General features: G+C 64.6%; 11 protein-coding genes. 10 read left to right on the plus strand and 1 reads right to left on the minus strand.

The features are described from left to right. Positions 1-378: C40 family peptidase (locus HMPREF0591_RS31555; RefSeq protein WP_167310191.1), on the plus strand; the 378-nt coding region annotated here is incomplete at its 5' end. Here HMPREF0591_RS31555 and HMPREF0591_RS27810 read toward each other — a convergent pair. After that, the gene (locus tag HMPREF0591_RS27810) at positions 326-997 is read right to left on the minus strand and encodes a helix-turn-helix transcriptional regulator (RefSeq protein ID WP_007172122.1); all 672 of its coding nucleotides are present in this window, start codon (positions 995-997) and stop codon (positions 326-328) included. The two genes, HMPREF0591_RS31555 and HMPREF0591_RS27810, sit on opposite strands and share 53 nt — an antisense overlap. 333 nt (positions 998-1,330) lie before the next feature. Between HMPREF0591_RS27810 and HMPREF0591_RS27815 the strand changes: the two genes are divergently transcribed. From HMPREF0591_RS27815 to HMPREF0591_RS27850, 9 genes are all read left to right on the plus strand, one after another. After that, positions 1,331-1,741: a WhiB family transcriptional regulator gene (locus HMPREF0591_RS27815; protein WP_072501167.1), complete on the plus strand. Its 411-nt coding sequence runs from the start codon at positions 1,331-1,333 to the stop codon at positions 1,739-1,741. Next, positions 1,734-2,057, plus strand: a complete 324-nt coding sequence (locus tag HMPREF0591_RS27820) for a hypothetical protein (protein ID WP_007172124.1) — start codon at positions 1,734-1,736, stop codon at positions 2,055-2,057. Before HMPREF0591_RS27815 ends, HMPREF0591_RS27820 begins: the two co-directional genes overlap by 8 nt. A gap of 14 nt (positions 2,058-2,071) precedes the next feature. After that, positions 2,072-2,557 carry a hypothetical protein gene (locus HMPREF0591_RS27825; RefSeq protein ID WP_046184891.1) on the plus strand — a complete coding sequence of 162 codons (486 nt, stop codon included), beginning with the start codon at positions 2,072-2,074 and terminating at the stop codon, positions 2,555-2,557. Between the two features lie 15 nt (positions 2,558-2,572). After that, complete coding sequence (locus HMPREF0591_RS32655; RefSeq protein WP_007172126.1) at positions 2,573-2,737, plus strand: hypothetical protein; 165 nt, start codon at positions 2,573-2,575, stop codon at positions 2,735-2,737. 188 nt (positions 2,738-2,925) lie between these two features. Continuing rightward, positions 2,926-3,534, plus strand: a complete 609-nt coding sequence (locus HMPREF0591_RS27830; protein ID WP_033717261.1) for a hypothetical protein — start codon at positions 2,926-2,928, stop codon at positions 3,532-3,534. Between the two features lie 236 nt (positions 3,535-3,770). Then, positions 3,771-9,023: a hypothetical protein gene (locus HMPREF0591_RS27835; RefSeq protein ID WP_007172128.1), complete on the plus strand. Its 5,253-nt coding sequence runs from the start codon at positions 3,771-3,773 to the stop codon at positions 9,021-9,023. Between the two features lie 170 nt (positions 9,024-9,193). Further along, positions 9,194-9,550 carry a hypothetical protein gene (locus HMPREF0591_RS32660; protein ID WP_132160395.1) on the plus strand — a complete coding sequence of 119 codons (357 nt, stop codon included), beginning with the start codon at positions 9,194-9,196 and terminating at the stop codon, positions 9,548-9,550. Between the two features lie 57 nt (positions 9,551-9,607). Continuing rightward, entirely contained in the window at positions 9,608-10,615 is a 1,008-nt protein-coding gene (locus HMPREF0591_RS31560; RefSeq protein WP_007172130.1) for a DUF4226 domain-containing protein, read from the plus strand. A gap of 273 nt (positions 10,616-10,888) precedes the next feature. Further along, positions 10,889-11,104 (plus strand): hypothetical protein, encoded by a 216-nt coding sequence (locus HMPREF0591_RS27850; protein WP_007172131.1) that lies wholly within the window; start codon positions 10,889-10,891, stop codon positions 11,102-11,104. The last annotated feature ends 105 nt before the right edge of the window (positions 11,105-11,209 follow it).

The following is an 11,209-nucleotide window of genomic DNA, read 5'->3' on the forward strand; positions in this document are numbered from 1 at the left end:
CTCGCCGGTGACCACGACGCCGCGATCGCTGGGGGAGGGCCATTAGCGCGCATCGCGGTCAAAGCCGCACTAACCCGCTTGGGGTGCCCCTATGTCTGGGGGGCCAAGGGGCCCAACCAATTTGACTGCTCCGGCCTGGTTCACTGGTCCTACGCTCAGGCCGGCATCACCTTGGGTCCCGACACATACACCCAGATTCACCAGGGCGCCAAGGTAGCTCATGGAAACGTCGAAGCCGGAGACCTGATCTTTCCCGAAGCAGGGCACGTCATGCTCGCCATCAGCCCAACGCAGTGCGTAGAAGCCCAGCAATCCGGTGTGCCGGTCAGGATTTCGCCGATGCCAGCCTCGTACGTGGCGCGCCGGCCGATGGCGTAGCAGTTTCGGTCGAGGCCTGCGCGTCCCCGGCGGCGTCGCGGATGACGTCGCGATACTCGTGCAGCTCGGTCAGCGCCGACATGGTCTCGCTAAACGACTTTCCGCGCACGTGCGGCAGACTCGCGACAATGAGCGACTCTAACTGCAACAGTTGATCGTCGAGGTCGCGCAGCGTTGCCTTCGCCTGTGCACTGTTGCTGTGGCGCACCAGAATCTGTGCGCATATCGCAGATATCGCCGCTATCGCCTTAGCGATTCCCAAGGCCTGCAACGTGGTGCGCGGATCGGTCGACACCGACTCGAACGAGGGCTGCGCCGTGAGCGCCGCTGCCGGGCGCGGTTGGGTCTGCGGGATGGGCTCACCGCGGCGTAGCGCATCGAGGGTGCCGCGCGGCCACTGCAGGGCATCTTCGAACTTCACGCGGTTGATCCGATGAGGAAATGACTTGCCGCGCTCAAGCAACGCGGCCGTGTTCAGCGACACATTCGCCGCGTCAGCTAGCTCTCGCTGCGTTTCCAGCCCAACTTCGACTCGGCGGTCGGCAACGGCCTTGCCGACCCGCTCTAGCGGGCTCTCGCCAGGTGGAGTCGCCTTGGTGCTCACCGTGTCCTTCGCCATCGTCGCCGCCGTCGTCGACCGACGACCTCTCGGATACTTGCAAGTTAACTATAGAAGTTGACCACGTTCAGCCACGGTCGGACACGGGATCCCAACAGATGTGCCACGCGAGAGATGCACAGAAATAGCCTGTTTAAGGCAGAAAAGCATGGTTTCGCGCAGCAGATGCGCAGGGGTGCCAATACGCTGTACGCCCTTGAACTGTGTCGACTTACTCTGCCGAAACCTTCATCTGCACTGATGTTGCCTATCAGCGCATGAGCAGCTATAAACGTAGTCAGTACACAACATACACAATATGATGCACAGGTATAATTAGGAATGGAGAGCGCCGTGACCACCATCCGACCCTTGCGAGCCGACACCGGCCTGTGCGAGTACGAAGACCCCGACACCTGGTTCAGGGGATATAGCGGGGAGCGAGAGTCGGCAGCGATCTGCACCAACTGCCCCATCATCGTCGCCTGCGCCCAGAACGCCCTCAGATTTGGCGCTACCGATGGGGTGTGGGCGAGCGTGGCCATGCCCGGCGCCCGTGACGTCGCCGCCCTCAAGGCCGCTCGAGCGCAATTACGCGAGGTCATCGCCCGCTACCGAAACCAACCCCCAGCGCTACGGCTGCGGTCCCTGCAAATCCGTCAGGCCGTGCACTTCGCGGCCACCCAGCGCGACCTGCGCCGCCGACAAGCGGCTAAACCCGCGTCCAGGGCAAGTGCGACGCTAAGGGAGAAGGCCAGTGCCTAGCAGCAGCGCAGCCACCCGCGTCCTGCGCGACGACCTGCTCGCCCAACTCCGCATCGCGCAACGGCCCCTCACGACGGCACAGTTGCGCCTGCACGCGCCTGACGTGCCGGTCGCGGGGGTCGCGATATCCTGCGCCCCGATCCACGAGCAGATCTACCGGGTGCTGTGCGGCCTTGAGCGTCAAGGCCTGCTGACCCGCGGTGGCCGTGAAGGCCGCGAGGTCACCTGGACGGCGGCCGCCAACCCCGCCGACCGCGAAATCGCCGCCCTGGAAGCCGCTTTCAGCGCCTCGGACGGCCAGCCGGCGCCACGTTGAAAGGGCGCCATCCGATGATCACATGTCCCGTTCGAGCGGCGCTGACAGCTCGGGTGCCCGAACTGGCCAACGGCTCCGTCGAAATCATTGCGGTCGCACGCGAGCCCGGACTGTTGGCTAAAGTCGCGGTCCGATCACGTGTTCGCGGGATCAACGCGGTCGCCGTCTGTATCGGGTGGGGCGGCCTGCGTATCGCCGACGTCGAAAAGCGCCTCTGCGGCGAACATGTCAGCATCATCGCCTACGACAGCGACACTGCCAGGTACGTGATCAACGCACTGGGAATCAAGTCTGCGATCGCCGAAGTCATCAACCCTGAACAGCGCCGCATCCGCGTTTACGTCAACCCCGATGACTATGCGCGCGCACTAGGCAAGGTTGGTCACAACTTGCGCCTTGTCCGGCAGCTGACCTCCTGCAGCATTCACATCCGCACCGCCACTGGCGCAAATCGTGCCCCCATGGTTGCACCACCAGGCAGTTGCCCCCGATCCCAGTAACCGAAAGGCAACCCAATGAGCGCAAACACCCTGTATGACATCGAGCTGCGCGACTGGGACCGAGTCGAAATCCTATCTGCCACATCGCAAAGCGGCGCCTACGCGGCGCGTACCGAGGTCTCGTGGTCCAACCGGAAGATCTTCACCCCGACATTATTCGACTGCGGCACAACGACATGACCTCCCCCGATGCACGCTCGGCTGCGGCACGAAGACGGGTCGCTGAGCGTCGGCTGCGCCAGTTTATGGCTAACCACGGTTACCCCGACCCCGACTCGAGCCGATCGGAGCGCACAATATGGCACGGAGGACGCGGCCAGATCCACACCAGCCGGGTCTGTTCGACATCTTCGGCGGGGACGGTGGTGGTGACGAGCCCAGAGATACGCCAGATCGTGGCGGAGGCCTACGCGGGCCCGCTCGAGCTGCCCCCGCAGTGGAGCCCAGCCCAACGCGAGACATTCCTGGACAGCCAGGCGGCCAGGATCAGCTACCAGGTCGCCGAGCTGGCGGCCGAGATGGGCGCCCAGGCGGTAGGGGCGTGGACCCGCAGCCGCGGCGAGCATCCGGATTACCTGACCAAGGCAGGGATGCTGAACACCGCACGCAGCCAGGCGATGGAGATCGTGCTCAACAACGAGCTCTACGAGCAGATCCCGACCGAGGACGGCCAGCCCAGCAACCTGTGGGGGGAGCACAACGACCCAGCGCCCGATCGCAGTCAGGTGCCCTGGGATCAACGCTGGACCCGGCCCCAGTATCGCAGCGACCCCAGCCAGAACATCGAGGCGCTGATCGCGGATCTGTGGCCGGACCCGAATTACTCGGCGGTGTTTCGGATCAAGGCCGGATACCTGCTAGCCGCCCGGGCCGAGGATGGCCTGCCCCTACCGAGCGGCCCGGACGATCCGCTCACGAGCACGCTGGCTCAGATGGTCTACACCGATCTGCGCGACGACGGCATACCCGAGCGGTAAACGCCCAGCCCTCACTGTTCGATGAGGCCGATCAGCCCACCGATCCGCGCTCGATTGACCCCGGCGGCGCCCCGCTGCCGCGGCCGAACCCGCGCACACCAGCCCACCAGCCAATCGACCCGCCGGCGGGCACCGTACAAAGCCCGGCTGTATCAGACGAACCGACTCCGGCCGCCGAGCAGCGGATAGAAGAATTCACCAGCCCCACCGATTTTCCGGCAAGCCTCGACACCCTGGTGCCATCGGGGTCCAAAGCACGCATCCGCGCCAACATTGCCGCCGTCCAGCTGCTGCGCGCCCTGCAAGACGCGCAGCGGCCGGCCACCCCAGCCGAACAACGTGTCCTGGCCACCTGGTCAGGCTGGGGTGCGGTACCCCAGGTGTTCGACCCCCGCGCCAGCGACCTCACCGCCGAACGGGACACCCTGGCCGAGTTGCTCGATCGCGACCAATACCGCCAGGCAGAGGCCTCCATCCTCAACGCCCACTACACCGATCCCGCCATCGCCGCCGTGGTGTGGGAAGCACTAGGTCGGGCCGGGTTTAGCGGTGGCAAGGTCCTCGAACCAGGTTGCGGAGCAGGAACATTCATCGCTCACGCCCCCGATGAGGCAGTCATGGTTGGTGTGGAAAGTGACGCCACCACCGCAGCCATCGCCGCCCTGCTCTACCCATCGGCCCAGATCCGCCACGAAGGTTTCGAATCCACTCACGTCCCCGAAAACAGCTTCGCCGCCGCCGTCGGCAACGTCCCCTTCGGCCGCTACGCGGTCACCGACCCCGCCCACAACCCCGCCCGTCACTCCATCCATAACCACTTCATCGTCAAATCCCTCGCGCTGATTGCCCCCGGTGGATACGTGGCTGTGCTGACCAGCCGCTACACCCTGGATGCGGCGAAATCGGTCGCCCGGCGTGACATTTCGGCCAAAGCCGACCTCATCGGCGCGATCCGGCTCCCGTCGAAGGCGTTTACGCGGGTGGCCGGCACCGAGGTCGTCACCGACCTGCTCATCCTGCGCCGCCGCGATCCCCGAACCCCCTCCCCAGACGAACTGCCCGCCTGGATCAACACCGAAGCCATCGAACTCACCGACCCCGACACCGGCGCCGGCGAAACCCTGCACATCAACTCCCATTTCGTCGCCAACCCCCACAACGTGCTCGGCCAGATGCACCTGGGCCGCGGACTCAACGGCTCCCACCAACTCGTCGTGCGCGGCACCAGCGGCACCAGCGGCACCAGCGGCACCGAGCTCGCCGAGCAGCTGCACGACCGGCTACACCTGCTCATCGACTCGGCCATGAAGCACGGGCTCGGATTAACCGCCACGCCGGCTGAACTCACCGAGGTCTCCGCAGACGTCTTCGACCCCGGCCTGATCACCGCGGCCGACCGCGGTGAGGACACCCCGCTCTACACATTGCGCTACAGCGAGGCCAACCGCGGCATCGAATACTGGGCCGGACACCAATGGGAACCCCACAAAACCCCGAAAACGCTGCTAGCAGAAACCCGCGAACTCATCGGCCTGCGCGACGTCGCCGTCAGCCTCATCGCCTCCCAACGCGACGGCCAGCCCGCCGCCGAGCGCGACCAGCTCCGCGGACACCTCAACACCCTCTACGACAACTACGTGCGCCAGCATGGCCCCCTCAACCGGTTCACCTGGGTCTATCCCACCGTCACCCAAGAACGCCACGATCAGCGCTTGGCCGCCGCCGAAACCGCCTGGCGCACCGCCGAAGGCACCCCCGAGCGCCCCTACACCGGGCCCGTGCCCGACGACGTCGCCGCGCAATGGGACACCGAGGCCTCCGAAGCGCCCGCGCCCTACAAGAAGCGGCGTCACCTCGACGGCGGAATGCGCCACGACCCCGGATGGGCACTGGTCGCCTCATTGGAAATCTTCGACGAAGACACCGGCTCCGCCCAGAAATCGCCCATCTTTTCCACCGACCTGCTCACCCCGCCGCTGGAGCGCGCCACCGCCGACACCCCCGAAGAAGCGTTGGCGGTGTGCCTGGACCGCACCCAGCGCGTCGACGTCGACCTAATCGCCAACCTGCTAGAAGTCGAAGTCGACGACGCCCGTGACCTGATCGCTGGACTGGTCTATCCCAGCCTCGACGACCCCGACGAACTCGTCCCCGCCGTGAGTGCCCTGTCCGGCAACGTGCGCACCAAACTCGCCCGCGCGCTCGATGCGGCCGAAACCAACCCGATCTACAACGACTACGCCGCCGCCCTGCAACAGGTGCTGCCGCCCCAGCGTGAAGCCCAAGACATCAAAATGCGCCCCGGGGCACCGTGGATCCCGGCCCAAGTCGTCGCCGCCTTCGCCGAGAAAACATTCGACGCCACCGGTGTGGTCGCCGAACACATCGGCGGGCGCTGGGTCGTCGACGTTGCCTCCTACAAACGCCACGGCCGGCTGATGACCGACGAATGGGGAACCGACCGACGCGGCTGCGACGCGGTCAGCCTGCTCGAGGCCGCCTGCAACTCCAAAGCCGTCCTCGTCAACAACGACGACGGTGTCCTCGACCTGCAGGCCACCTTCGCCGCCCAAGCCAAAATGGCCAAAATCAGCGAGGAATTCACCCGCTGGCTGTGGTCTGACGAGACCCGCCGCGACACCCTGGTCGCCGAATACAACCGGCGCTTCAACTCGCGGCGCGCGCCTGCCTACGACGGCTCACACATGCGTTTTCCTGGCATGTCGGATCACTTCACGCCGCACTTCTACCAGCGCAACGCCGCCGCGCGCATCATCTCCGAGCCCGCCGTTCTCTTGGATCATGTTGTCGGAGCGGGCAAGACGGGAAGCATGGTCGCTGGAGCGCTGGAACTGCGGCGCCTGGGGTTGGTACGCCAACCCTGGCTCGTGGTACCCAATGCGATCACCGAACAAGTTGGCCGCGAAGCCCAACAGTGGTATCCGGCCGCCAAGATTCTGCTCGGCTCAGCGGCCACCACCGCTGATGGACGGCGCCGCTTCATCGCCCAAACCGCCTCAAGTGATTGGGATCTCGTTGTCATCCCGCAGTCGGCGTTCACCGCGATCAACGTCTCCACGGATATGCGCGTCGACTACATCGAAAACCAGCTCGATACATTGCGCGAACAACTCCAATCCGCCGAAGCCGACCGCAGCAAAAAGCGCATCGAACTCGCCATCAAAAGCGCCAAGGCGCGGCTAGAAAAACTTGTAGCCGCCAACACCAAAGACACTGGGTTGCGGTTTGAGGAATCCGGTTGTGACTATCTGATGATCGACGAGGCCGACACGTACAAGAACTTGGGCCGCACCTGCAACATTGAAGAATTATCGTGCCCCAACGCATCGCAACGTGCCGAGGACCTCGCCCTCAAACTCACCGTGTTGCGCCAGCGGCGCCGCGACGAGGCGCTGGCCAAAGGCATTCCCGCGCACCGGGTTGTCGAACGGGTCGCGACCTTCGCCACCGGCACACCGATCAGCAACTCATTAGGCGAGCTATGGGTCATGCAAACCTACTTGCGGCCAGACCTTTTAGAGCACGCCGGGGTCGCTGACCTGGGGGACTGGGGTGCGGCGTTTACCGCGACCACCACCACCATCGAGGTCAACACCACGGGCACTAAGCTGCGGCCCGTCACGCGAGTAGGGAAGTTCACCAACCTGCCCGCCCTGCTGGCGCTGTCCTCGGTCTACACCGACGTCGTCACCCGCGACCAAGTCCCCGTCGAGCTGCCGCCGCTTCGCACCGGGCAACGCCAAATCATCAGCTTGCACCCCGACATCGAAGTCGTCGACTTCATTACCGACTTGGGCTACCGCCTCGATCATCTCGACTCACGCAATCCCCGACGCGACAACCCACTCAAAATCAGCAACGACGGGCGCAACGTGTCGTTGGATCCACGGTTGGCCCACCTGCCCAAACCCCGACACAGCCGCGCCTGCGCAGTCGCCGACGCAGCCATGCGTGTCCATTACCGCCACGCGCATCGCGCCTATACCCATCCCGACACCGGCGCGCCGGCCGGCACCGGGGCACTGCAGATCATGTTCTGCGACCGCGGCACCCCATCCAAAGACCCCGCCCAGTTCACCATCTATCAGGCGATCAAAGACGAACTCGTGGCGCGCGGCATGCCCGCAGCCGCGATCCGCTTCGTCCACGAGGCAAAAAATCTTCAAGAGATCAAAACGCTGTTCGCCCAGTGCATTAGGGGAGACGTCTCAGTGCTGATCGGTAGCACCGAGAAAATCGGCGCCGGGGTCAACGTGCAAGCCCGAGCCGCCGCCCTGCATCACGTCGACGTGCCATGGCGCCCGCGCGACCTTGAACAACGCGAAGGCCGCATTCAGCGCCAAGGCAACCAAAACCTCGACGGCATCGACATCTTCATCTACGTCACCGAAGGCTCCTACGACACCGTCATGTGGCAAAAAGTCCAAGCCAAAACGCTGTTCATCGAACAGATGCGCCGCAACGAGGTCCTCGATATCGAGATCGACGACCTTTCCGGCGGTGACATCGGGACCGCCGCCGCAGAAACCAAGGCCATCGCCACCGGCGACCCGCGCTACATACACCAAGTTGAACTCGACGACACCGTCAAACGCCTCACCGCCCTGCAGCGCGCACACAGTCAATCGGTGCGCAACCGCGACTGGCAAGTCAGTGTGCTCGAGCGCGCGATTCCCAACAAACAACGCGCCATCGACGAGCTCACTCCATTCGCCAGGGCAGCCGCCGCGCATGCCTCCGCCGGCGGGCCACCACGGCTGACCGTCGCAGACACCACCTACACCGAGCGCGTCCCCGCCTCCCACGCACTGGCTGCGGCCTGCCGGCGCGCCTACACCGCCGGCAAAGACCGCGGCGCCAGCCGCTTCGAACCCATCGGCGCCACCATCTACGGCATCGACATCCTGGCCGCCCGCGACCTCACCCACGACCAACTGCTACTACGACTAGCCGTGCCGTCGCGCACCGCAGAAATCTCCGGCCTTGAACTGTTATCCACCGGCGCAGGTCCAGGCTCCGACGTCAACGGCCCCAAACAACTCGGACTGCTGCGCCGCGTGGAAAACCTCTACACCGGCCTACCCGAACACCACGCACGACTGCAGCACGAACGCGACCGCGACCAGGCCGCCCTCGACGACTTTGTAACCAACCCCCCAGCACCGTTCGAACACGCCGACGAACTGGCCACAAAAGACGCAGAACTTAAAGCCCTCACCCTCGAGCTGCGCATGGCCGCCCAAAGCCCCGAAGCCAAAGCCAAAGCCGCCGCGGCCGAACAACGCATGGCCGCCCGCGGCCGCAAACCCGGATGGAGCCTGCTCCTGAACCCCACACCGGCCCTGGTCGAAGAACTCGGCTACCCCAGCGCCGATGCCCTACGCAAAATTGTCCGCGCCCGAGAACGCCTCGCCCTCGAACAACACGACCACCAGCAAGGCCTCGCCGGTCCCGAGCACGACTTCTGAATATCCAAACCGGAAGTTAGACACTACATTCGAACGGTCCCTTGTGTGGCGCTGAAGTTCCCCGTGCCCTTTCATCGCGGCATATTCGAGCCGTCGCCACCGCATGCCGACACATGGCGAAACCTCGCAGCCTTTGTCGCGCGGCACAGCCCCGCGGTTTACTGTGCGGCATGCCCGAATCCGGACCTTCGGCTCAAGCCCAACAAGACATCCGCGCCGCGCAAGCCTTGCCCGACAATCTCGCCCGCCGCGAGCACGTCCATGCCGTCCAGCAACGCGCGCGGGCCCTCCTTCTGGATGCCACGAGCACGCCCGAACAAAAGTCCGCCGTCCGGCTCGATATCAGACAAGCGCGCGCACTCACTAGCGACCTGTGCACGCCGCGCACCCCAGCACCCCTGACCTGGATCGCAGCCCCAGCATTGAATAAAGCTGCGACGCCGCTCGTACGCCAGCACGTGCATGCCGGAGACCGAATGAACGAGCAGTTGGCCGATCCGGTCGCCGACGCCCCGCACACCACATGAGCACGAAGTCGGAGACGGCGATAGAAGCCGCACTGGATCTGGGTAATACTGGCCAGTATGTCGTCACTCGATGGACTGGTGGCCGAGACAGGTCGCGTGCTCAGTGATGCTCGCCGGCTTTTCGGCGCGGCGCCCCTCGAAGCGTCGTTGCCTTCGGCGCAGCAGTTGATGGCGGGCCGAGCAGCTGTAGCGCCAGTGGGGCAGGCCGCAGCTGCCAATTGGCAAGGCGAGGCAGCGACGACCTACGCTGCGACCAACGCCGATCAGGTCCATGCGTTAGACCGCACGGTAGCCGCCGATGGCCAAGTCAATCCGGCGCTGACCCATGCCGGACAGGCCGCCGCGGCGGGAGCACGAAGCATGGACAACCTGATCGCTCAGACCCGCGCGGGGGTTAGCGCACTGGCCCCCAGCACACGTAGCGCCGCAGGGCAGCAGCAACTCGCCAGCTTTTTGCAGGGTCAGCTCAACCAGGCGAAGGGATTGCTGCAAAACTTCCAGCAGCGCAACGCTGAAATAGCCGGCACCATCCAAAGCGCTGACTACGGGCGCCTTTCCGGTAGCCACGGCAAGGAGTCACCACCTGCTGCGCCGCTGGATTCGCGCACGTGGAAGCCGGGTGATAAGCGGCATATGCCCTATGACGCCGGCCCGGGTGGGATGGGCCCGCCCAACTTTCCTGATTCGCCGCCGTGGGTTGATATATGGGACCGGTCAGGAGCAGACGACCCCGACAAAGTTCCGCACTACTTTGTCAGATCCGATGAAATCCCCGGCTACAAGGTGTATCCGCCCGGAGCCCTAGGGCCACCAACGGTCGTCGACGAACGCGGCAATCCAGACCCATATGTCCAGTTGGGCCCAAACACAGGCGTGTGGGTACCGCAGTCGGCCTTTCCGGGAGCGAAAATCTATCCGCCTGGCTCTAACCCACTGCCACCCTACGGATACGACGAATGGTTACCAGGGTCCGGGATTTATATGTGGCACAGCGATTTAACCCCCGAACCGTACAACCCTTCCGGTCCTCTGGGGCCACCAACCTATCCGCAGGAAGGCCACTAACTACTAACTAGAAGCCACACCCGGGGGACGGCCTGCCAACAACGGGCGGCGTACAGCCCCCATGGCCCGTCGCGATGCAGATCTACCCCAAGGCCGGCGATCAACCTTCGCGCGTCAAAGTTCTGGCGGGAATTTTGACCGTGACCGTCGCCTAGGCCGATAAGTTGCCCTAGCGTTGGTGGAAAGTGCAGCGCTCGAAGGGATTTAACATTGGAACCAAAGGGGTGCAGCGCCCGGATCGCTGATAGAGGTGTCAGGTTGGCCTCGCGGGCGATGCCACTTGTCGAAGGCGACCAGTTCGCATCGCGTCGAATAAAGTGGATCGCCGACGAGCTGGCCAGCTTGCGCGACGGTATCCCCGCTAAGCTAGCCGACGATCCGGGCATCACGCACGCAGTCGTGCAAGACGTCGACATGAAGATTGCGGAAATCCAGGACGTACTTACTGCCAGCCGCAAGGCCGCTTCTTCGGCGCCACCGGTCAGATGATCGGCGCCCGCCCGGGTTGCAATAGCGCCCCGTGCGCCAGGCTGATTCGTCACCGTGACAATTTGACCCTGCTCTTGTCCAGGCTGGTCCTGCTAGAGGTGCGTC

Source organism: Mycobacterium parascrofulaceum ATCC BAA-614 (assembly GCF_000164135.1).
GTDB lineage: Bacteria > Actinomycetota > Actinomycetes > Mycobacteriales > Mycobacteriaceae > Mycobacterium > Mycobacterium parascrofulaceum.

Bases quoted from the DNA above. Each gene is read 5' to 3' on its own strand.
- HMPREF0591_RS27810 (WP_007172122.1), bottom strand. From the start codon at position 997: ATGGCGAAGGACACGGTGAGCACCAAGGCGACTCCACCTGGCGAGAGC.
- HMPREF0591_RS27825 (WP_046184891.1), top strand. From the start codon at position 2,072: ATGATCACATGTCCCGTTCGAGCGGCGCTGACAGCTCGGGTGCCCGAA.
- HMPREF0591_RS32655 (WP_007172126.1), top strand. From the start codon at position 2,573: ATGAGCGCAAACACCCTGTATGACATCGAGCTGCGCGACTGGGACCGA.
- HMPREF0591_RS32660 (WP_132160395.1), top strand. From the start codon at position 9,194: ATGCCCGAATCCGGACCTTCGGCTCAAGCCCAACAAGACATCCGCGCC.
- HMPREF0591_RS31560 (WP_007172130.1), top strand. From the start codon at position 9,608: ATGTCGTCACTCGATGGACTGGTGGCCGAGACAGGTCGCGTGCTCAGT.
- HMPREF0591_RS27850 (WP_007172131.1), top strand. From the start codon at position 10,889: ATGCCACTTGTCGAAGGCGACCAGTTCGCATCGCGTCGAATAAAGTGG.